A 20,698-nucleotide genomic window follows, 5' to 3' on the forward strand; every position below is an offset into this window, starting at 1 on the left:
AGTATTCTTGCGGCCTTATCGCAGCCGTCGGGTTGCTCTGATTAAGATGGAATCTTGTCCATGCGTAAACTCCCGCTCTTATTTGTCCTCGCCTCCGTAGCCACGCTGTTTTCCTTACAGGCTTCTGCCCATGCTCACCTTAAAAGTCAGTACCCGGCTGCGAATGCAGATGTCACTGCTTCACCGCAGGCGCTCACGCTGACCTTCTCTGAAGATATTGAGCCGGCTTTCAGCGGGGTTGACATTACCGATGCCAGTCAGAAAGCTGTCCCACTGACAAAGGCGGAACGGGCACCCAGGCAACACAACCAGCTGATCGTCCCGCTGGAAAAGCCACTGGTGGCGGGCCACTATCAGGTCAGCTGGCATGTGCTCTCTGTTGACGGACATAAGACCCACGGGAACTATGGATTCAGCGTGAAGTGATATGTCCCTCAGTCTGTTTTACATACTTTGTCGCTGGCTGCATTTTTCGGCACTGATGTCGTCAGGCGGCTGTAGTCTTTTCAGCGCACTGCTGGCTCCTGCCAGATTCAGGGCGTTTCTTGATAAAAAATTCCACAGGTTGCTGGTTGTCAGCGTATCGGCCACGCTGGTGACTGCCATCATGCTTCTGGTAGCGCAAACTGCACTGATGGCGGGAAGCGGCTCAGCATTGTGGGATGCTGCAACCTGGCAGGCCGTGATGCAAACGCACACGGGTCAGGTCTGGCAATGGCAACTGGTTACGGCATTGCTGGGGCTGTCGGCACTGGCGCTGCGGGGAGGAGGCAGGCAGTGGTTATGCTTATTCTGCGGGAGCGGACAGCTTGTCGGGCTGGCATTCACGGGGCATGCCGCGATGGCGGATGGTCTGATGGGAACATTGCAGCGCATTAACCAGGTGGTGCATCTTCTCGCGGCTGCTTTCTGGGCTGGCGGCCTGCTGCCCGTGCTGCTGTTGATGCGCGATACCCGCCAGCTGACCACCCGCTACGACGCCATTAAAACGTTAATGTGTTTTTCCCGTTACGGTCATCTGGCGGTAGCGCTGGTGGTGCTGACTGGCGTGATTAATTCATTGCTGATACCGGACTGGTCAGCGAGCGGATTTGGCCTTTACACCCGGCTGCTGCTGCTGAAAACGCTGCTGGTAGCGGTGATGTGTGGCGTGGCGTTATTCAATCGCTACTGGCTGGTGCCACGTTTCAGATACGCCGGAGAGAGTGCCCGGCGCATATTTATACTCACCACGCTGGCAGAAATATTTTTTGCCGCGCTGGTACTGCTGTTAGTCAGCGTGTTTGCCACGCTGGAACCAGCCTGAATTTTTTTACTGCCGTACCAGGCATTTATCCAGAGAGGTTTGTTACACCATGAAAAAACTGGCCAGTCTGATCATTGCACTGAGTTTTTGTTCCGGTGCGATGGCTGCCGAAATTATTACCGTTAGCCGTTTTGAAATGGGCAAAGATAAATGGGCATTCGACCGGGAAGAGGTGATGCTGACCTGTGCCAAAGGCGGCGCCCTGTTAGCCATCAATCCGAGCACCCTGATGCAATATCCGTTGAATGATGCTGCCGAACAGATGATTAAAAATGGCCAGATGAAGGGCCAGCCCATCAGTGTGATTCAGATTGATGATCCGCAGCGACCAGGCCAGAAAAAGAGCCTTGCCCCCTTTATTGAACGCGCGCAGAAGTTATGTAGCTGATCAGCATTTTGCAGCGAGGATCACAGTACGGCTAACTTTTGTCCAGCGGGCTGATAAGCGGCTGGAAAATCCGCATTGCCCGACTATCTTTAAAGGGCAGGGTGATACGACCTGCACAAATGCCAACTTTTAGCGCACGGCTCTTTACGGAGCCATTTCCCTGGACCGGAGACAGGAATCGTCTTCGGTCTTTTTTTATCTGGGCATCAAAAACAGTGATTTATATTTAAATCAGGCACTTAAAGCTCACTCTGTTGTACGGTATTACCCCCTGTTGGATTCTGTGTCGCCATTTTGGCGAGCCATTCTTGCCAAAGGATTGTTGGTGACGGCTTCCTCCAGGTGATCTGGTGCAAAGTGCGCATAACACATAGTTACCCTGATATCTGAATGTCCCAGAATGCGTTGTAATACCACGATATTTCCCCCGGCCATCATAAAGTGACTGGCGAAGCTGTGGCGCAGAACGTGGCTCATCTGGCCTTCCGGTATTCGCTAAAGAATGATGCAATGAGCTGAAGTTATCCTGTTTTTTAACACCTTACACCCTACACTGGTTATGCATGGTGAAAAGGTTTCCAGTTACCTATCCCAGTAATAAACATATAGATATCATAATCTTGAATTCTCTTTTATACCTTTTCGGAATCACGAAGCTTCCATATGATTTTAATCTCTAGTTATAATCATCGAAAAATTAATCAGCCTGGATGATGATTATGTCTGTAACCTGTTCGTTTTCTTTAAACGGAATGCCAATGTCTCTCCTTACCTGCTATGGCATCGGCGCGTTTCCCGCCTTTTCAGGCCAGAAGCAGGGTCGCAACAATGAAAGTCCTACAACGGTTAAAAACATCGGGCCTATCCCGCAGGGAAAATATTACATCGTAGGCCGTCAATCCGGCGGACGCCTGGGCGACTTACGGGAAACTCTGCTTAAATACGGATATGGTACAGACCGCCGGGAGTGGTTTGCGTTGTACAGGGATGACGGCAAAATTGACGACTGGACATTCATCAACGGCATTAAGCGTGGGAATTTTCGCCTGCATCCTATCGGCCCTATGGGGCTGAGCGAAGGTTGTATAACACTTAATCACATTACGGACTTTGAATATCTCCGCAGCCAGTTACTGAAAACAAGCATGATTAAAATACCCGGTTCAGGCATGCAAGCTTACGGCACAATACAGGTCGATTAATGATGAAAAAATGGAGTTTACGCGCACTGGCTTTCATTGTTGTGTTAATAATAATGAATTTACTGGTTGCCTGGTTTATTCGCCTCACAGCCCCCAATTTTACTGATTTGCTTGCTGGCTGGTTTAACAGCTCAGGTGTGGAAAACACGGCAGACCTGTTGATCAACTTCACGTTTATTACCGCGCTACTGCTAACGGTAGTGGTCTTCTGTCTGTTTAAGTGGCAGAAAAGGCAGTCAGCAGGTAGCTAAAAAGATGGTGCGTTGCGGGGATATTCGCTGTAAAAAGCCTTAACAGACTGAATACATAGCGCCTGCTTTTGCAGGCGTTTTGCCATTTAATAACGCCAGCGGCCCGTAAGAAGTCAGGGATCAGAGCCTTGTTTCAAGAAAAGCTAATTTTCTTACCTGAATGGGACCATACAGATATCTGCTAAAAATATTCAGTCATAGGGCTGTAAAAACTTTCAGCCTCATCAACAGCTGTAACCTGTTGCCAGCGTCCGATGACTTAACGAGAAATGATTGAGCAGTAATCACCGCACTCATCGAGCTGTATGCGTTCCGGTCGTTGCTGCATAAACTCACTATCCGCAAGACTTTTCACAGAATGCTTATTCTGAAAAAGGCGTTGTACCACCATCTGGCTCTTTAGCATTATTCAGGTCATAAAACTTTTGAACTGGAGGAAACAATATACAGGGTGCTTACCGAATATATTCAGCAGGTATTATTTCGTAATTGAGCTTGCTTATAAGGGAAAATGGCCATCAATACTCATCTCATCAGAACCAAAATCGGGTGTTCCCCCCTGCCGGACACGTATTTTCTCTTCTTTCGTTGGCTTGTGAGTATCAGCTCTGCTGGGTGACTTTCCGGGTGCCGTGCTACAGCCGAAGCCCTGACATATCTCACCCGAAGAGGGGTGATTCTGGTGTGGCTCAGAAGAACAGGCGGAGAGTAATGTGCTGAGAATTAGCAGCATAATCGCTTTCATAAATATCGAAAGTTCCTTTTCATTTAGAATAAAGACAGCATTTTAATATTTCGACGTTTTTATCTGATCGTCGGAGTTGTTAATTGTGGAAAATTATTTAAATTACCCACTTTCAGTGCAGAAATACCCTGGCGGAAACAGAGTACGGACGGCAAACCACTTATCCAACAATCAGTAAATGAACCAGCCTTGCCAGTACTTCAATAATCAGCGCGCTCCCGAGAGACAGCAGTGCCAGCACAAAGTAAAACTGCTTTTGATTGTTCATTTATGTCATTTCCTGAACCCTGAACAAAAATAGAGTCCACCAGTTAAACAAACCGTCAACCTGAGCAAGATTGATGATAATCCATACTTGACGTGAATGGGGGTAGCCATCGATACGCATTTCATCAGATATGCGCCATCAACACCCGTTGCAGCACAACGGGTATTCACAGGCGAGATGATAAATCGTCATGCAACAGGTTCCGCGCTGGCTAAAATCAGCCAGATGATTAAGGCGCTAACTCGCCCCCAGCCTGACGGCAAGTCCTTATGGCGTGGCCAGTTTGCCGTCACGCACCAGTTCACGGGGATAACTGTTTTTAATCCTGCTTCCCACCTTTTTAGCCAGCCCGACAGGGTGATGCTGGTGGGTAAGCAGTACTTCATCGGCGGGTATTTCCCGCTCAGGGTAGATATCACGCCCGCGATACCACTCTTCCGCCTCGCTGGTGGTCAGTTCGAATCGGTTGGCGGCCAGCGGCTGTGCCAGCGCAGTCACCGCTTCATGTTGCCAGCGATAACCTTTGGAGAAGACCTCTGCCAGTTTCAGCCCGATACGTGAGAAGCGGACTTTGCCCAGCATGTGCTCGATGGCATGTGGAAATAACCAGAGTTCTTTATCACGTTGCCACAGGCGATGAGTGTCACTGTTCCAGCCCAGACCGGATTGCATGGCAGCAGCAATCACCGCCTGTTCTTCTACCGGCTTCAGCGGTGCAAAGGGAAATTTACCCATTTTGTATCCGGGCGGGGGGAGCAGCGGCACTGAGCGGAGTTTTCGCAGTCGGGCTACAAAAAAACCTTCACTGTCATAAATTTGCGGGAAAACATGCAGAAAGCCTTCCTGCGTGCAGGCCCGATGCGCCTCAGGAAAAAGAGTGTTGAGCGGTTCAATTTCTACCGCATCGGGGAAAGCCGCCATCAGCCAGGCAATCACCTGCTGGTTTTCAATCGTGTTCAGCGTGCAGGTGGAGTAGATCAGCGTACCGCCGGGCCGCAGAGCGTGAAAGGCACTGAGGATCAAATCCCGCTGGGTCGCCGCTATTTCTGCGGTACTTTCAGGCGTCCAGTTACGCAGGGCATCGGCATCTTTACGGATTACGCCCTCACCAGAGCAGGGCGCATCCAGCAGAACGGCATCGAAAGTTTCTGGCAACGCTGCGCCAAAAACCCGTCCGTCGAAGTGGGTTATTGCCGTATTGGTGACGCCACAGCGGCTGAGACTGGCATGTAATACTTTGACCTGACTGGCCGAGAACTCATTGGCAACAACCGTGCCGTGAGTCGACATCTTTGCGGCCAGTTGGGTGGTTTTGGAACCCGGTGCGGCGGCCATATCCATAACCCGCTCAGGCTGGCAATCGCGGGGCAAAAAGCGCGCTGACCGGCAGCATTGAGCTGGCCTCCTGAATATAGAATAAACCGGCCAGGTGCTCAGCCGTACTGCCCAGAGACAGAGTGTCGACATCCTCACGCGACAACCAGAAGCCTTCTTCACACCAGGGAATGGGAGTGAGAGTCCAGCGCCAGGGCGCAACGAGAGCCAGAAAGTCGGGCACGCTGATTTTCAGCGTATTAACCCGCAAACTGCGGCGCAGTGGCTGCTGACTGATGGCGATAAACTGATCAAACTGCGCGGGATCGGGCAACAGTTCGAGCATCTGTGCAAGAAAAGCGTCAGGAAAGTAAAGCGAAGAAGAGCAGGGCACTGGGAAGGTTCCGTCTGACAATAGAAGTGAAGTTGGGCGAGTTTAACACAGCCTTTGCCGGGAAAAAAAACGGGCAGTCGTGTTGACTGCCCGTTGGCATTAATTAGCCGGAAGTGCGGTGCCCCATTTCCGCCAGTCTTTCGGCTCTTCATCCTCCAGCAGGAAATGCTTACCGGATGTCGCCTGCGGTGCCAGCGGGACGGTCGGCGGTGTGGCAAAGGCAATACCGCCCTGAATAAACTGCTGGAAGGTGCCGGTTTTCACTACCCCGCCAATCAGGCCGAACTTCAGATTGTAGCCAGACGCCAGCCAGAAGATGGAGTTATTGCGCACCAGATGCTGATACTTTTTGCTGATACGCAGGGTGATTTGCACCCGGTCAGCCATCGCGCCCAGCGACGTTCCGGTTACCGTTCCCACTTCGATACCACGGAACAGCACCGGCGTTCCCACAGACAGCGAGCCGCCTTCCGGTGCATCCATTACCACATTGAGTCCGTCAAGATAACGCGCATCTGTAATGGTTGATTCCTGAAGTTCAAAGCTGCGCTGACCGTGGCCTTTTCCGGGATCAACATTGATATAAGGCTGAAGCAGTGTGTCCAGATGACTGACTCCGGCGGCGGAGATCTCTGGTGAGACCACTGAAAAGCGGCTGCCCAGACGAGCGAAGTCCTGCACGTACTCCGGATAGAGCACGGCTTTAGCAATCACCTGGTTTTTATCCGGGCTCAGCGCCAGCGATTCCAGCTGCCCGATGGTGATGCCAAGATAACGAATCGGCATACCGGGGGAAAGTTTACTGGCATCGAAGGTATGGAGTGTAATCTGGCTCCCGACTGCCCGGGCAGCGGTTTCCGAGGCATACAGCACGCGTTTGTCTCTGCTGGTGAGCCCCGCGCCTGCTCCGGTCAGATTATCAAAACTGATTGCGCCTTTCAGAGCCCGATTCAGCGGGGAGGCCTGCACGGTCAGACCGCTACCGTTCAGCTGTACGCGCGCGCCGCCTTCAGACCAGAAGACGCTGTTAGGCGTCAGCAGTTTGCGGTATTGCGGTTTAATATGAACCTTTACGTCAAACTGGTTGGCCTGTGGTATCACCTCAACGATTTCACCGACCTGGAATTTCCGGTACAGCACGATGGAGCCGGCCTGAATATCCGGCAGGCTGTTGGCGGTCAGCGTCAGGGTGGTGGGTAACTGATTGGTGGTGATCCCTTCTTCTGCCTTTTCTGCATTGGCGTACAGCGGATAGCTGTTTTTAACGCTGCCTTTGCTGCCGGGATCGAGACGGATGCCGCCATCAACCCACTCGCCTGCGCTGGCACCCAGCACCTCCATGCCGTCCAGACCAAATTTAACGTCCAGTCGACTGTTGATAATAAATTTACTGTCTCCGTGAACCAGCTGGCGGTAATCGGGGGCGATAGCAATCACAAAGCTGACGCCCTGTTCATTCAGTTGCCGACTGACGACCTGGCCAATGTGCATACCATGCAGCACAACGGGCTGACCTGCATCGATGCCGTAGCTTTCCGGAGCCGTCAGCGTGACCGCCAGCGTGGCAGGCTGCTGGAGCAGTGACTCATTACTTTTCAGTACGGTGAAATGGTCCTGTGGTTCGCCTTCTCCGGGAATTAACTCCAGCGTGTTACCGGTCAGCAGCGCGCTGAGGCTGGTATCGGTCAGGCTGACTTTGGGGCTGCGCATTTCAATTCGCGTGCCGGTACGCATCAGACCAGTGACCGAAGGATCGATGGTCAGAGAGCCGGTCACTTTGCCGTCGGGTTGCAGCGTCAGGCCAGTCAGGGTGCCAACTTCCAGCCCCTGGTACATCAGCGGCGTACTGTTCGCTTTCAGGTTTTTGCCGTCAGGCAGATCAAGAGTGATATTTACCCCGCGCTGGCTGTGAGCGAGGTCGGGATACAGGTCAAAGTTGTCGTCGGTTTTGGCCTGCGGCGATTGTTCTGGCGAATCGAAAGCAATGGCACCATTTACCAGCGCGGCCAGGCTTTCCAGTTGAACTTTGGCACCGCTCAGGCTGACATCGGCTTTGACCCCCGAAACGTTCCAAAAACGACTGTCCTTTTTCACCAGATTAGTGAAGCGGCGTTCGATCAGCACATCCACCGTGACGCCCTTATTGCCCGAATTAATGCTGTAGTCATAGACCCGACCAACAGGAATTTTATGGAAATAGACCAGCGAGCCGGAATTGAGTGAGCCAAGGTCTGGCGTGTGCAGATGAATCAGCATTTCGCCAGCGTTGACCCGGTATTTGGGCTGGGTATCCAGCGCCACAAAGGTGTCACGGGGTTTCCCCTTACCGGGCACCATGCCGATGTAGTTACCGCCCACCAGAGCATCCAGTCCGGATACCCCGGCCAGAGACGCTTTTGGCGTCACCAACCAGAACTGGGTATCCTCGCGCAGCGCGTCTTTCATGTCACTTTTGATACTGGCTTTAATTTTTATCGTGCGCAGATCGTCGGTCATGCTGATCCCCTGCACCAGACCGACCTCCACCCCCTGATAACGCACCGGCGTTCTGCTCGGCACGATGCCATCAGCCGAGGCAAAATCAATGGTAACGGTGGTTCCGCGCTCCTGATAATTTGTCCAGACCAGCCAGCCTGCAATCAGCAATGCAATAAAAGGCAGCAGCCAGAACGGTGAAATCTTACGCCTGCTTTTGATGCGTGCGTTAGTCGGTGTAGTCGGCGTTTCCTGTTGCATGTGCATCCCAAAGTAAACGGCTATCCAGCCACTCAACGGCAAGGATAGTGAGTATGACCGCTGCGCCAAAGTAGAAGGCAGCCGGTCCCATGGTAAAAGCCAGCAGCTGATCGCGATTGACCAGCGACATGGTGAGTGAAATGACAAACAGATCGAGCATTGACCACCGGCCTACCCAGGTAACCACCCGTAGCAGACGCACCCGGGTTTTCAGCCCCTGTTCACAATTAAAATGAATGCTGATTAACAGCGTGACCAGCACAATGACTTTAGTAAAAGGCACCAGAATACTGGCAATAAAAACCACGGCGGCCACCGGAACATTTCCGGAAGCCAGCGACATGATGCCGGAAAGAATGGTGTCCTGTTGTTTTGCTCCGTTGAGATAAATGACTGAAATCGGCAGCAGATTAGCCGGGATCAACAGCACGATCGACGCGATTAACGCCGCCCAGGATTTTTGCAGGCTGTAACGACGTCGGAAATAAAGAGACGTGTGGCAGCGCGGGCAACGGCCACGATCGTCCGGCAACCCGGTGTGATGGCAACTCAGACAGACCTGCAACTGCTCAGGTGCGACATGGGGCTGTGATTGCGGATAAAAGCGATGCCAGAGTTGCTCAACATTGGTATGAATAAGCGTTATCAGGCTGAGGACGGTCAGTGAAATGAATGCAACCAGCCCCGGCCCGGCCTGGATATCCGCGTAGTCTTTAACTTTTATCGAAGCGACCGCGATACCCACCAGGTAAATATCCAGCATCACCCACTCTTTTAGCCGTTCAAGCATCAGTAATACCGGCCGCAGATTCATCCCCAGCCTGTTACCGAACCACAGCCAGGCAAAAGACGCCACCAGCGTTGCCGGCGCGCCGATAGTGCAGAAGGCGACCATTGAGGCGGTGATCACATCGCCCTGTTGCGCCATCTGAAGAATCCCCTCCAGCAGACTGGCGCGAATAGTGGTGCCCAGCAGGTGAACGGTCAGCAGTGATTCGTTAAAGGCAAAGGGCATCAGCAACAGCATAGTGACAGCCATCGCCATCAGGCGGGTCATCGACCAGTCGCGGCCGTTAAGGATCCTCGCGTTGCAGCGCGGGCAGTGCGCTGACTGGTCCGATTTAACATCTGGTAAGGAAAAAAGGGTATCGCATTGGGGGCAACGCTGATAACGTGCCTGAGGCAAAGCGTGGCTGATGGCGTATATTTTCATGATCCTGAACAGGGTGCTCCAGGCCCGGGCAACAGTTCAGGTGCAGGGCAGGGTTAAGTTTTCTGGTCGCCATAGCGATTAACGGACCCTACCTGGTCATGCTCACTTGCTCCTGGTGAATAAGGTTATATTAACTAACAGAATCATTCACCTTGTCTGACAGTATATTTAATGCTTATTTTTATCTGGCGTAACCGAAACGGTTATCGCGAGATGCTTTCACAATGGTTAAAAGATGACAAAAGCTGAGTTTTATTCGGACCTGAATCGGGATTCAGGTGCACTTATTGCCGGGGAGAGCAGTTTTCTCGCGGTGTTGAGCAATTGCAGTGCCCTGTTGTATGAGCGTCTCGACGGCGTCAACTGGGTGGGTTTTTACCTGCTCACGGAAGCAGATACGCTGGTGCTGGGGCCTTTTCAGGGCAAAATTGCCTGCGTACGTATCCCGGTTGGCAAGGGCGTATGTGGCACCGCAGTCAGTGAGAACCGTGTTCAGCGGGTGAATGATGTCCATGCTTTCCCCGGTCATATTGCCTGCGATGCTGCCAGTAATGCTGAAATTGTTTTACCGCTGGTTGTTAACGGCCAGATTATCGGCGTACTCGATATCGACAGTGTGGAATATAACCGCTTCGACAGCGAGGATGAAAAGGGGCTGTCAACCCTTACTGCCGTGCTTTGCGAGGTACTTGCCGGGTCTGATGTGGAAAAATTTATTCACATGAAACGCAGCTAAAGCGCTGGATCACGTAGCATTTGCCGATGGTGTCATTATAATGACGCCTGTTCATGCCTGCGGCTTGTTGGCAACCCGTTGTAATCAGGAAATTTCATGGAAAATCAACCCAAGTTGAATAGCAGCAAAGAAGTTATTACCTTTCTGGCCGAACGCTTTCCTCAGTGTTTTAGTGCGGAAGGCGAAGCCAGACCGCTCAAAATCGGGATCTTTCAGGATCTGGTCGAACGCGTTCAGGGCGAAATGAATCTGAGTAAAACTCAACTTCGTTCTGCATTACGGCTTTACACCTCCAGCTGGCGTTACCTTTACGGCATCAAAGCTGGTGCGACCCGTGTTGACCTTGATGGTAATCCCTGTGGTGTTCTTGACGAGCAGCACGTGGAACATGCGCGTAAGCAGCTTGAAGAAGCAAAGGCGCGTGTACAGGCACATCGTGAGCAGCAGCAGGCAAAAAAACGTGAAGCGGGTGAAGAAACGGCTCCCCGCCGTCCACGCAAACCTGCCCGTAAACCTGCCGCAGAAGGTGAACGGCCGCGTCAGGCGCGCAACAAGCCGCAAAGCAACAGCGCAGAGCGTCAGCCAACAGCTGCCCCCAAGGCGTCTCCCCGCACCGCACCTGTCACTGATACCCGTGCTTTACAGGTGGGCCAGAGTATTAAAGTGACTGCGGGAAAAAATGCGATGGATGCAACCATTCTTGAAGTAACTAAAGATGGCGTCCGCGTCCAGCTGGCTTCTGGCCTTGCGATGATCGTGCGCGCAGAACACTTGCAGTTCTGAGACGGAGGCCAATCAGGGCATGAACAATTTTTTCAGAACCACCGTTATCGCCGGTCTGTTTCTGGCAGGTAATGTGTTTGCTGCCGATACCATTACGCGCGCAGATCAGATCCCGCAGCTCCATCAGGAGCCGCAGCATGCGACAGTCAGTGAACGCGTAACGTCACGCTTCACTCGCTCGCACTATCGTCAGTTTGATCTGGACCAGGCTTTCTCAGAGAAGATTTTTGCCCGCTATCTTAACCTTCTCGACTACAACCACAACGTTCTGCTGGCATCAGATGTCGATCAGTACGCCGGGAAAAAAACCACCCTCGGTGATGAACTGAAAAGCGGCAAGCTGGATGTATTTTATGATCTCTACAACCTTGCTCAGCAACGTCGATTTGAACGCTATCAGTATGCGTTGACCGTACTCAACCGGCCGATGAGTTTCACCGGCAACGACACCATTGATATCGATCGTAGTAAGTCTCCGTGGCCCAAAAGCAGCGCAGAGCTGAATCAGCTGTGGGATGCAAAAGTCAAATATGATGAGCTGAGCCTCAAACTGGCGGGAAAAAACGAGAAAGAAATTCGTGATGTCCTGACAAAACGCTATCAGTTCGCGATTCGCCGGCTGGCCCAGAGCAACAGTGAAGACGTTTTCCAGCTGGCGATGACGGCCTTTGCCCGCGAAATCGATCCCCATACCAGTTACCTTTCACCACGCAATACTGACCAGTTTAATACCGAGATGAGTCTCTCTCTGGAGGGAATCGGTGCCGTGCTTCAGATGGATGATGATTACACGGTGATCAACTCGATGGTGGCGGGCGGACCGGCGGCAAAAAGCAAATCCATAACCGTTGGCGATCGCATTGTCGGCGTGGGCCAGCCCGGTAAGCCAGTGGTTGATGTCATCGGCTGGCGGCTGGATGATGTGGTGGCGCAGATTAAAGGCCCAAAAGGCAGCAAAGTCCGTCTGGAAATTTTACCTGCCGGCAAAGGCACCAAAACCCGGACCGTTACCCTGACGCGTGAAAAAATCCGTCTGGAAGATCGTGCGGTAAAAATGAGTGTGCACAATGTCGGCAAAGAAAAAGTCGGCGTACTGGATATTCCAGGATTCTATGTTGGTCTGACAGATGACGTGAAGGTGCAGTTGCAAAAACTGCAAAAACAGAACGTGGACAGCGTGGTAATCGATCTGCGCACCAATGGCGGGGGAGCGCTGACCGAAGCGGTTTCTCTTTCCGGCCTGTTTATTCCATCTGGCCCGGTGGTTCAGGTGCGTGATAACAATGGTAAAGTTCGCGAAGACAGTGACAACGACGGCATCGTCTATTACAAAGGTCCACTGGTGGTGCTGGTTGACCGTTTCAGTGCTTCAGCATCCGAAATTTTCGCCGCCGCGATGCAGGATTATGGCCGCGCGCTGATTGTCGGCGAACCGACCTTTGGTAAAGGTACGGTTCAGCAGTACCGTTCACTGAATCGCATTTACGATCAGATGCTCCGCCCGGAGTGGCCTGCTCTGGGATCCATCACTTACACCATCCAGAAGTTTTACCGGGTGAATGGCGGCAGTACCCAGCGTAAAGTGGTGACGCCAGACCTGCTGATGCCGACCGGTGTGGAAGCGGTGGAGACGGGAGAGAAGTTTGAAGACAATGCTCTGCCGTGGGACAGCATTAATGCTGCCACCTACAGCAAAACCGGTGATTTAAAACCGCTGGAGCCGCAGCTGATTAAAATGCATCAGGATCGTATCGCCAAAGATACGGAATTCCAGTACATCATTAAGGACATTGCGCGGTATAACGCTAACAAGGACAAGCGCAACATCATCTCGCTTAATCTCGCCGAGCGTGAGAAAGAGAATCATGAAGATGATGCACTTCGTCTGGAACGAATCAACGCCCGTATGCAGCGTGAGGGCAAGAAGCCGTTAGCGAAACTTGACGATTTGCCTAAAGATTATAAAGAGCCCGATCCGTATCTCGATGAAACGGTCAATATTGCTAACGACCTGGCACAGCTTGAGAAAACTCAGGCGCCACCTGCGGCAGCAAAATAACCACTAAGCACAGCGAGAGCTGTGCTTTTTTTTACCTGAATTTTCCCATTTCATGCGCAAACTTCACCTTTTCTGACAGCGATTTTCAGCACCGGAACACTGTGTCGCCAGAAAGTGTAAAGTTATGTTTTTTAAATGAGTTAAATGGGTTCAGAGCTTGAAATGTTTTGCAATGCCCATAGGATAGGGGCTGTTATAAGCATTTTTTGTTAACTGAGGAAGAAAAAATTTTATGATGCGTATTGCGCTTTTCCTGTTGACCAACCTGGGCGTGATGTTGGTTTTTGGGCTGATACTCAGCCTGACAGGGATCCAGTCAAGCAGTGTACAGGGCCTGATGATTATGGCGGGTCTGTTTGGCTTCGGCGGTGCGTTTGTTTCACTGCTGATGTCTAAATGGATGGCGCTACGTTCCGTTGGTGGCGAGGTGATTGAACAGCCGCGCAACGAAACGGAACGCTGGCTGATGCAGATCATTGCACAGCAGGCTCAGCAGGCGGGGATCGCCATGCCTCAGGTGGCCATTTATCACGCGCCGGACATCAATGCATTTGCCACCGGCGCGCGTCGTGACGCGTCGCTGGTGGCGGTGTCCACCGGTCTGTTACAAAATATGAGCCGCGATGAAGCTGAAGCGGTGCTGGCCCACGAGATCAGCCATATCGCCAATGGTGATATGGTCACCATGACGCTGATTCAGGGTATCGTGAATACCTTCGTTATCTTCATTTCACGCATCATTGCTCAGATAGCCGCTGGCTTTCTCTCAGGCGATCGCGATGAAGGGGAGAGCAGCAACGGCAATCCGCTGGTCTATTTTGTCGTATCGATGGTGCTGGAACTGGTGTTTGGCATTATCGCCAGCATCATCACCATGTGGTTCTCACGTCACCGTGAATTTCACGCCGATGCCGGTTCTGCAAAGCTGGTAGGTCGTGAAAAAATGATTGCCGCCCTGCAACGTCTGAAAACCAGCTATGAGCCGCAGGAAGCCAGTACCATGATGGCGTTCTGCATCAACGGCAAATCGAAATCGTTGAGCGAACTCTTTATGTCGCATCCCCCGCTGGACAAGCGCATCGAAGCATTACGTAGCGGGCAATACCTGAAATAGTGGTAAAAGCTGCGCTGATAACGCTCAGCACGTTCCTCGCCATACCCTGTCAGCATCACTGTGCTGACAGGGTTTTTTACATTCAGGGCGTTCTGCTGATACGCAGCGCACTGACCACCGCAGCAACTGAGGCAAAGACAGCTGCTGTCAATAAAGAAGCATGAGTGCCCCGGGTATCAAACAAATTAAACATCAGTGCAACCAGCGCTGCGCCGCTGGTCTGACCAAGCAGGCGTGCAGTACCGAGCATACCGCTGGCTCCACCGCTGCGATGCCGTGGTGCAGAAGAGACGATGGTGTGGTTATTGGGCGACTGGAACAGACCAAAACCGGCCCCGCAAAGTGCCATGCGCCAGAAAATATTCACATCGTCAGGTGCAGCAGGTAGCAGTGCCAGCGAAAGTAATCCACCCGCAAACATCGTCAGACCAATCGCGCCAAGAAGGCCTGCGTGGTAATGCTCAATCAGCCTGCCTGCAATGGGCGCCATCACCATTGTTGCCAGAGGCCAGGGGGTCAGCAACAGACCGGTTGCCACTTCATCACGTTGCAGCACGTTTTGCAGGGAAAAGGGCAGGGATACCATCGCCAGCATCTGGGCGCAGAACGAGCATACCGAAGTGCCTATCGACAGGGAAAAAATCGGGATCCGCAATAAATCGACCGGTAAAAGAGGAAAAGGCAGTCGTAGCTGGCGGCGAATAAAGAAAAAACCCGTAACCAGCAGCCCTGCAATTTCTGCCAGAATCAGCCCGTTATTTTGTCGTTGAACAAAACCACTGATAGCGGAAATCAGCAGGCCAAAGGTGAGGGCGTTCATAACAGCACTGGGGATGTCGAAGCGCTGTCCCTGACTTTTTTGGCTGTTATCCGGAAGAAAACGCCATGCGAGAAAAAGTGCCAGCACGCCCACCGGAATATTGATCAAAAACAGCCATTTCCAGGAAGCAACAGAGAGCACCGCCGCTGCTACCGTCGGTCCAGCGGCAGTGGAAACGGCAACAATCAGCGAGTTGATTCCCATTCCCCGGCCCAGAAAACGTTGCGGATAGATAATCCTGATTAACGCCGTATTGACACTCATCAGAGCGGCACCGCCGAAGCCCTGCATCACGCGGGCCAGGGTGAGCATGCCCAGTGAATCTGAGAATGCACATAACAGTGAGGTGCAGGTAAACAGCACCAGACCGCACTGATAAATGCGACGGTAACCAAGAATATCCCCGAGAAAAGAGAGAGACAGCAGCGAAGTGATGATAGCCAGCTGATAAGCATTGATAATCCAGACCGACTCTGCCGGGCTGGCATGTAACTCGCGGGCGATGCTGGGCAGGGCAACATTAGCAATGGCACCGTCCAGCACGGCGACGGTGATGCCCAGCGCAATGGCCATGATAGCACCATAACGTTGGGGAACGGGCAGACCGTCCTGTGGTGATAATTGCGGCATAGTTTCGTATCAGAGGGAAGTGAGTACCACTATGCTAATGGTTTTCCGGGACTATTCCAGTATGACGCCCGGCTAAAACCATCAGCAGATGTAAATACGCTTATTTAATGGCAGATGTTGCAGCAATGACACAGCCAAACGTATACTGGAAATGCCGTTCCATTTTTTATAAAACAATCATAAAAGGTTTCAGTATGACGAAGGACGATATGGACAAACAGCCGGATTCTGTCTCATCGGTGCTGAAGGTTTTTGGCATCTTACAGGCGTTGGGCGAGGGCAGGGAACATGGCATCACTGAACTCTCACAGCGGTTGATGATGTCAAAAAGCACTGTCTATCGCTTTTTACAGACGATGAAAACGCTGGGTTATATTGCACAGGAAGGCGAATCAGAAAAATATACTTTGACGCTGAAACTGTTCGAGCTGGGGGCGAAAGCGTTACAGAACGTGGACCTGATTCGTAGCGCAGACATACAGATGCGGGAAATCTCGCGGCTGACCCGCGAAACCATTCATCTGGGCGCGTTGGAAGAGGACAGCATTGTTTACATTCACAAAATCGACTCACTTTATAACCTGCGGATGTATTCCCGCATTGGTCGCCGTAATCCGCTGCACAGTACGGCAATTGGTAAAGTGCTGCTCGCCTGGCGCGACAGGGCGGAAGTGCAGGAGATCCTTTCCGGCGTCGAATTCACCCAAAGTACGTCCCGTACGGTAAGCAGTGCCGAAGCACTCCTGCCTGTGCTGGACAGCGTGCGGGCGCAGGGGTATGGCGAAGATAATGAAGAACAGGAAGAAGGACTACGCTGCATCGCCGTGCCGGTGTTTGATCGTTTTGGCGTGGTTGTGGCGGGGCTGAGCATCTCTTTCCCGACGCTGCGTTTCTCGGAAGAGGACAAAAGCACTTATGTGAAGATGTTACATCAGGCGGGAAGAATTATTTCTGAACAGATGGGATATCACCACTACGCATTCTGATAAAGCGGACCAGTTCAGCACTGGTCCGGCAGGTATCAGTTATCGACAACCTGGCTACTCTTTTTCAGCAATGGACAATCGGTCACGCCGATAATGCCGCTGTCACTGTGCAGATACTGTGCGCTAATCATACCCCGGGCGGTAAGATACTGACACTGAAGCCCCATTCCTGCGACTTTTTTGCTGCTGCCGGCCAGAATTCCATAACCCGTAAACAGCATGGCCAGCCAGACAATCACCAGCAGTGCTGCGATGCGAACTAAAAATCTCATGGTTCCCCTTAATTTTTTCCAGACCGTTGTACCGGCGTTTCCGCCCTGCCGTCAGTCGCTGATATGCCAGCATACTTGCGATGAAATACGTAATTCGTTGCTGAGAATACACATTCCGACACGCTTTGCCTGTGTGAACCTTCCGAAATTTTCGTGATCTGGCTGTCAATTTACAGGTGAGCGGGTAAAATCCTCCCGTACCGGGCTCAGATTACAGAAAACATTGGCATTTTGAGGCACTTATGAACGAAATAGCAAGTGGTGCAATGGGGTTTGCATCAATCGGTTTTTGCGTCGCGCTGGTTATTGTCGGGCTGATTGCCTGGTTTTTCATTAACCGCGCCAGCGTGAAAGCCACTGAACAGGTGCGTTTACTCGAAGCAATACTGGAAGAGCACAAGCGCCAGAACGCTTTGCTGCGCAGGATTACTGAATCCGTCGTGGAGACAGAGAAGCCTGAAGGCGAAAGCGACGATTTCACTCGTTTTATTCCGCAGCGGTAAACGCGTAACAGAAGGAATTTTCTTCAATGGCCTGGCAGAATCCCTGGTACGACCCCGGTCAACCCCACCACACCCCTGAAGGTTTTTGCAATCCTGGAGCTGAAGAGCGACCACAAGGTGCTCTGCAACGCTGGCGCAGGGAACGCAAAGAGCAGGGATTGCCATTTCCTCCGGCTGGTGGCTATCAGCAGTTTACTCAGCAGTGGTGGCAACCAGCCGATTTGTCCGGGGTGGACGATGCCGTCTGGTGGTTGGGACATGCCTGTCTGTTATTACGCTGCGCCGGTCGATATACGCTGATTGATCCTGCGCTGTCGGCGCGCGCCTCGCCGGTGAGTTTCTATGGGCCGCAACGCAAAACCCCTCCGCCTCTGCGTATCGAGGATTTACCCTCGCTACACAGCGTGCTGATCTCACATAACCATTACGATCATCTGGACAGACCGACCATCAAAAAAATCCTCAGACGCTTTCCACAGGTTGAATTTATTGTGCCGCTGGGGCTCGGGCCATGGTTTAAACGGATGGGCGCAAAGCACGTCGTTCAGCTGGACTGGTGGCAGCAGACATCGTCAGGTGAAATGACTATTAACGCGGTACCTGCCCGTCACTGGAGCATGAGAACATTATGGGAGCGTAATCGTTCACTCTGGTGTGGCTGGGTTATTCGCTATCAGGCGCTGGATTTCTGGTTTACCGGTGACAGCGGTTTTGCTGAAGACTTGCTGGAGATCCCTCGTAGCCTTGGACCTTTCACCCTGGCGGCTCTGCCGGTGGGTGCCTATGCACCAAAATGGTTCATGCACGGACAGCATATGGATCCGGAGAGCGCCGTCCGGCTGCACCAGCAACTTGGAGAACCGCTGAGTATTCCCATCCACTGGGGGGTTTTTGAACTGGCAGATGAGTCACTGGATGATCCTCCCCGGGTACTTTCTGCTGCGATGCAGGATGCGGGAATGGATCGACAACGCTTTCATGCATGGAAAATTGGTGAGCGACGCCTGTTGAATAACCTAAACCAGGAATAATCCTAAAGGGTTTGTATTTAACAATCGTAAAAATGAGATGCTCATATAATAAAACAAATCTGTTGATGGTGAGTCCGTTAATTAACACAATAAATGTCGCTTTTATTTGGGGCAGAAATAAATGCAGTTTCCTGATTTTGGTGCAATTTAAATTCAGATTGTACCAGCCGCTTCTTTTGTTTCGGTTGGTGCTGACTTTAAGACGCATGAGGGTATGCTTTTTAAATGAAGTTTTTTGAGTAAGCTCTGCCACAATTGTGCAATAAATTCAGCGGTGGTTTCAGGAAGGGGCAGGGATAATTCATCCCGGTGAACTTAAGTCTGGCATCAGGCGCTTCGTGCGTTCAACAGGGTGTGGATAACCTCAACTTTTAAACCGGAGAAGGGGAACGTATTCTAATCTGAAGCAATCTCTGGCTGACTGTTTCAATTCTGTGCTTCATCCCAGGAGCTGTTTAAAAATAACTTGCCATTAATTAACGAATATGTGATAACGCTTTCTGGGTTAAACGAGGTACAGTTCTGTTTATGTGTGGCATCTTCAGTAAAGAAGTTTCGAGTAAAGACGTAAAGTTGAATACCGCTTCCTTGCCGAGCCTTAATTTGTGCCTCATGCAGTAGTGTCTCTGGTTTTTTCTGTACGTAAGCCTTCGGGCGAATAAACATTCTAAGGAATTTGTAAAATGGCAAAGATTAAAGGTCAGGTTAAGTGGTTCAACGAGTCTAAAGGTTTTGGTTTCATCACTCCTGCAGACGGCAGCAAAGATGTTTTCGTACACTTCTCTGCTATCCAGGGTAATGGTTTCAAAACTCTGGCTGAAGGCCAGAACGTTGAGTTCGAAATTCAGGATGGCCAGAAAGGCCCTGCTGCTGTGAACGTCACCGCAATCTAATTTTCGATCTGAGCCTGTATATTGCTCGCCTGGCGTGTAATTCAGGCACGAATTCGAATAAAAAAGCCTGGCCAGAAATGGTCAGGCTTTTTTATTTCCCTCAATAAACGTCCGGAGCAACGGAAAAGCCCTTTTGCACAAGTGATTTTTGACCCCGCTAAGAAAATATGCCGTCCACTGAAGGTTTCCGGTACACTGCCGCCCTCAATCCTGCCAGAGGTGTGTTATGTCTTACCAGTGTCCCCTGTGCCAACAGCCCCTGTTGCCTGAAGCCACGGCCTGGCGCTGTGAAAACCGTCACCAGTTTGATCGGGCAAAAGAGGGCTATGTTAATCTGCTGCCGGTCCAGCATAAAGGTTCCCGCCAGCCGGGCGACAGCGCTGACATGATGCATGCACGACGTGAATTTCTTGATGCCGGGCACTATCGGCCATTACAGCAAAAAGTTTGTGAACGCCTCGAGGACGTGCTGCCAGCGTCGTCGCTGAGCCTGCTGGATATTGGCTGTGGTGAAGGCTATTACACTGACGAAGTCGCCAGACGTCTACAGGCGAGGGGAGAGGCAAGGATTTACGGGCTGGATGTTTCACGAGTTGCTGTTCGTTATGCCGCCAGACGCTACCACAACGTGGAGTTTTGCGTGGCTTCCAGCCACCGACTCCCCTTTGCCGCCAGCCAGTTTGATGCGGTATTACGGATTTATGCTCCCTGTAAAGCTGAAGAGCTGTTTCGGGTAGTAAAAGATCAGGGATATGTGCTGACCGTCACGCCTGGCCCACGCCATCTGATTCAGTTTAAAGAGCTTATTTACCAGGACGTGAAGCTACATGATGCCACCCCGGAAAAGATGGAAGGATTCACCCTTACCGCTGAGCACTCCCTCAGCTATCCGGTTACACTTAACAGTGAAGAATCAGCGGCACTGTTGCAAATGACGCCGTTTGCCTGGCGCGCCCGCCCGGAGGTCTGGGGAGTACTGGCGACCACCACTGAATTCACCTGTGAAACAGATTTTATCCTGCGCCTGTGGCAGCGAAACAGCGACGGATGATGC

At 51.8% G+C, this 20,698-nt stretch carries 19 protein-coding genes and 2 pseudogenes; 14 read left to right on the forward strand and 7 right to left on the reverse strand.

Features of this window, described 5'->3' with window-relative positions; all coding sequences use genetic code 11:
* The first annotated feature begins 60 nt into the window (after nt 1-60).
* From yobA to AC3RPL_RS08045, 3 genes are read left to right on the forward strand one after another with little or no spacing between them, the layout of a single operon-like run.
* Entirely contained in the window at nt 61-426 is a 366-nt protein-coding gene (gene yobA / locus AC3RPL_RS08035) for a CopC domain-containing protein YobA (protein WP_490739585.1), read from the forward strand.
* 1 nt (nt 427) lies between these two features.
* Nucleotides 428-1,306, forward strand: coding sequence for a copper homeostasis membrane protein CopD (copD, locus tag AC3RPL_RS08040; protein WP_490739586.1), 879 nt, complete (start codon nt 428-430; stop codon nt 1,304-1,306).
* Between the two features lie 49 nt (nt 1,307-1,355).
* Entirely contained in the window at nt 1,356-1,694 is a 339-nt protein-coding gene (locus AC3RPL_RS08045; protein WP_490739587.1) for a YebY family protein, read from the forward strand.
* Nucleotides 1,695-1,958: 264 nt separating this feature from the next.
* Here AC3RPL_RS08045 and AC3RPL_RS08050 read toward each other — a convergent pair.
* Nucleotides 1,959-2,186 (reverse strand): annotated as a pseudogene (locus tag AC3RPL_RS08050) (tyrosine-type recombinase/integrase); the annotation flags it as partial.
* Nucleotides 2,187-2,452: 266 nt separating this feature from the next.
* Between AC3RPL_RS08050 and AC3RPL_RS08055 the strand changes: the two are divergent.
* Together AC3RPL_RS08055 and AC3RPL_RS08060 are read left to right on the forward strand one after the other, a co-directional pair.
* Nucleotides 2,453-2,896: a DUF2778 domain-containing protein gene (locus AC3RPL_RS08055; RefSeq protein ID WP_490739588.1), complete on the forward strand. Its 444-nt coding sequence runs from the start codon at nt 2,453-2,455 to the stop codon at nt 2,894-2,896.
* Nucleotides 2,896-3,147: a hypothetical protein gene (locus AC3RPL_RS08060; RefSeq protein ID WP_490739589.1), complete on the forward strand. Its 252-nt coding sequence runs from the start codon at nt 2,896-2,898 to the stop codon at nt 3,145-3,147. Before AC3RPL_RS08055 ends, AC3RPL_RS08060 begins: the two co-directional genes overlap by 1 nt.
* A 499-nt stretch (nt 3,148-3,646) precedes the next feature.
* On the opposite strand, the gene AC3RPL_RS08065 is transcribed toward AC3RPL_RS08060, so the two are convergent.
* From AC3RPL_RS08065 to yebS, 4 genes and pseudogenes are all read right to left on the reverse strand, one after another.
* The gene (locus tag AC3RPL_RS08065) at nt 3,647-3,892 is read right to left on the reverse strand and encodes a hypothetical protein (protein WP_490739590.1); all 246 of its coding nucleotides are present in this window, start codon (nt 3,890-3,892) and stop codon (nt 3,647-3,649) included.
* Between the two features lie 535 nt (nt 3,893-4,427).
* Nucleotides 4,428-5,820 (reverse strand): annotated as a pseudogene (rsmF, locus tag AC3RPL_RS08070) (16S rRNA (cytosine(1407)-C(5))-methyltransferase RsmF).
* 147 nt (nt 5,821-5,967) lie between these two features.
* Nucleotides 5,968-8,604: a PqiB family protein gene (locus tag AC3RPL_RS08075; protein WP_490739591.1), complete on the reverse strand. Its 2,637-nt coding sequence runs from the start codon at nt 8,602-8,604 to the stop codon at nt 5,968-5,970.
* Nucleotides 8,573-9,817: a membrane integrity lipid transport subunit YebS gene (yebS, locus tag AC3RPL_RS08080; RefSeq protein WP_490739592.1), complete on the reverse strand. Its 1,245-nt coding sequence runs from the start codon at nt 9,815-9,817 to the stop codon at nt 8,573-8,575. Before yebS ends, AC3RPL_RS08075 begins: the two co-directional genes overlap by 32 nt.
* 235 nt (nt 9,818-10,052) lie before the next feature.
* On the opposite strand from yebS, the gene AC3RPL_RS08085 reads away from it, so the two are divergent.
* The 4 genes from AC3RPL_RS08085 (at nt 10,053) to htpX (ending at nt 14,509) form a co-directional block, all read left to right on the forward strand.
* Nucleotides 10,053-10,553, forward strand: a complete 501-nt coding sequence (locus AC3RPL_RS08085) for a free L-methionine (R)-S-oxide reductase MsrC (protein WP_490739593.1) — start codon at nt 10,053-10,055, stop codon at nt 10,551-10,553.
* Between the two features lie 96 nt (nt 10,554-10,649).
* Complete coding sequence (proQ, locus tag AC3RPL_RS08090; protein WP_034933227.1) at nt 10,650-11,336, forward strand: RNA chaperone ProQ; 687 nt, start codon at nt 10,650-10,652, stop codon at nt 11,334-11,336.
* A 19-nt stretch (nt 11,337-11,355) separates the two neighbouring features.
* The gene (prc, locus tag AC3RPL_RS08095) at nt 11,356-13,395 is read left to right on the forward strand and encodes a carboxy terminal-processing peptidase (RefSeq protein ID WP_490739594.1); all 2,040 of its coding nucleotides are present in this window, start codon (nt 11,356-11,358) and stop codon (nt 13,393-13,395) included.
* Between the two features lie 232 nt (nt 13,396-13,627).
* Nucleotides 13,628-14,509, forward strand: coding sequence for a protease HtpX (gene htpX / locus AC3RPL_RS08100; protein WP_490739595.1), 882 nt, complete (start codon nt 13,628-13,630; stop codon nt 14,507-14,509).
* Nucleotides 14,510-14,591: 82 nt separating this feature from the next.
* Here htpX and AC3RPL_RS08105 read toward each other — a convergent pair whose 3' ends face one another.
* Nucleotides 14,592-15,959 (reverse strand): MFS transporter, encoded by a 1,368-nt coding sequence (locus tag AC3RPL_RS08105; RefSeq protein ID WP_490739596.1) that lies wholly within the window; start codon nt 15,957-15,959, stop codon nt 14,592-14,594.
* 194 nt (nt 15,960-16,153) lie between these two features.
* On the opposite strand from AC3RPL_RS08105, the gene kdgR reads away from it, so the two are divergent.
* Nucleotides 16,154-16,945, forward strand: coding sequence for a DNA-binding transcriptional regulator KdgR (gene kdgR / locus AC3RPL_RS08110; RefSeq protein WP_490739597.1), 792 nt, complete (start codon nt 16,154-16,156; stop codon nt 16,943-16,945).
* Nucleotides 16,946-16,980: 35 nt separating this feature from the next.
* On the opposite strand, the gene AC3RPL_RS08115 is transcribed toward kdgR, so the two are convergent.
* A complete protein-coding gene (locus tag AC3RPL_RS08115; RefSeq protein ID WP_490739598.1) occupies nt 16,981-17,217 on the reverse strand; it encodes a YobH family protein in 237 nt (78 codons plus the stop codon).
* A gap of 242 nt (nt 17,218-17,459) precedes the next feature.
* Here AC3RPL_RS08115 and AC3RPL_RS08120 point away from each other — a divergent pair, with 242 nt between their 5' ends.
* From AC3RPL_RS08120 to rlmA, 4 genes are all read left to right on the forward strand, one after another.
* Nucleotides 17,460-17,720: a YebO family protein gene (locus tag AC3RPL_RS08120; protein WP_490739599.1), complete on the forward strand. Its 261-nt coding sequence runs from the start codon at nt 17,460-17,462 to the stop codon at nt 17,718-17,720.
* A 26-nt stretch (nt 17,721-17,746) separates the two neighbouring features.
* The gene (locus AC3RPL_RS08125) at nt 17,747-18,751 is read left to right on the forward strand and encodes an MBL fold metallo-hydrolase (RefSeq protein WP_490739600.1); all 1,005 of its coding nucleotides are present in this window, start codon (nt 17,747-17,749) and stop codon (nt 18,749-18,751) included.
* Between the two features lie 683 nt (nt 18,752-19,434).
* Nucleotides 19,435-19,644, forward strand: coding sequence for a transcription antiterminator/RNA stability regulator CspE (gene cspE, locus AC3RPL_RS08130; RefSeq protein ID WP_001062678.1), 210 nt, complete (start codon nt 19,435-19,437; stop codon nt 19,642-19,644).
* Between the two features lie 226 nt (nt 19,645-19,870).
* On the forward strand, nt 19,871-20,695 hold the full coding sequence (rlmA, locus tag AC3RPL_RS08135) for a 23S rRNA (guanine(745)-N(1))-methyltransferase (protein WP_490739601.1): 825 nt from the start codon (nt 19,871-19,873) through the stop codon (nt 20,693-20,695).
* Nucleotides 20,696-20,698: the final 3 nt, after the last annotated feature.

The organism is Erwinia papayae (assembly GCF_058241465.1).

Excerpts from the sequence above, each read along its gene's own strand:
- yobA (WP_490739585.1), top strand. The coding sequence starts at position 61 with ATGCGTAAACTCCCGCTCTTATTTGTCCTCGCCTCCGTAGCCACGCTG.
- copD (WP_490739586.1), top strand. The coding sequence starts at position 428 with ATGTCCCTCAGTCTGTTTTACATACTTTGTCGCTGGCTGCATTTTTCG.
- AC3RPL_RS08045 (WP_490739587.1), top strand. The coding sequence starts at position 1,356 with ATGAAAAAACTGGCCAGTCTGATCATTGCACTGAGTTTTTGTTCCGGT.
- AC3RPL_RS08055 (WP_490739588.1), top strand. The coding sequence starts at position 2,453 with ATGTCTCTCCTTACCTGCTATGGCATCGGCGCGTTTCCCGCCTTTTCA.
- AC3RPL_RS08060 (WP_490739589.1), top strand. The coding sequence starts at position 2,896 with ATGATGAAAAAATGGAGTTTACGCGCACTGGCTTTCATTGTTGTGTTA.
- AC3RPL_RS08065 (WP_490739590.1), bottom strand. The coding sequence starts at position 3,892 with ATGAAAGCGATTATGCTGCTAATTCTCAGCACATTACTCTCCGCCTGT.
- AC3RPL_RS08075 (WP_490739591.1), bottom strand. The coding sequence starts at position 8,604 with ATGCAACAGGAAACGCCGACTACACCGACTAACGCACGCATCAAAAGC.
- yebS (WP_490739592.1), bottom strand. The coding sequence starts at position 9,817 with ATGAAAATATACGCCATCAGCCACGCTTTGCCTCAGGCACGTTATCAG.
- AC3RPL_RS08085 (WP_490739593.1), top strand. The coding sequence starts at position 10,053 with ATGACAAAAGCTGAGTTTTATTCGGACCTGAATCGGGATTCAGGTGCA.
- proQ (WP_034933227.1), top strand. The coding sequence starts at position 10,650 with ATGGAAAATCAACCCAAGTTGAATAGCAGCAAAGAAGTTATTACCTTT.
- prc (WP_490739594.1), top strand. The coding sequence starts at position 11,356 with ATGAACAATTTTTTCAGAACCACCGTTATCGCCGGTCTGTTTCTGGCA.
- htpX (WP_490739595.1), top strand. The coding sequence starts at position 13,628 with ATGATGCGTATTGCGCTTTTCCTGTTGACCAACCTGGGCGTGATGTTG.
- AC3RPL_RS08105 (WP_490739596.1), bottom strand. The coding sequence starts at position 15,959 with ATGCCGCAATTATCACCACAGGACGGTCTGCCCGTTCCCCAACGTTAT.
- kdgR (WP_490739597.1), top strand. The coding sequence starts at position 16,154 with ATGACGAAGGACGATATGGACAAACAGCCGGATTCTGTCTCATCGGTG.
- AC3RPL_RS08115 (WP_490739598.1), bottom strand. The coding sequence starts at position 17,217 with ATGAGATTTTTAGTTCGCATCGCAGCACTGCTGGTGATTGTCTGGCTG.
- AC3RPL_RS08120 (WP_490739599.1), top strand. The coding sequence starts at position 17,460 with ATGAACGAAATAGCAAGTGGTGCAATGGGGTTTGCATCAATCGGTTTT.
- AC3RPL_RS08125 (WP_490739600.1), top strand. The coding sequence starts at position 17,747 with ATGGCCTGGCAGAATCCCTGGTACGACCCCGGTCAACCCCACCACACC.
- cspE (WP_001062678.1), top strand. The coding sequence starts at position 19,435 with ATGGCAAAGATTAAAGGTCAGGTTAAGTGGTTCAACGAGTCTAAAGGT.
- rlmA (WP_490739601.1), top strand. The coding sequence starts at position 19,871 with ATGTCTTACCAGTGTCCCCTGTGCCAACAGCCCCTGTTGCCTGAAGCC.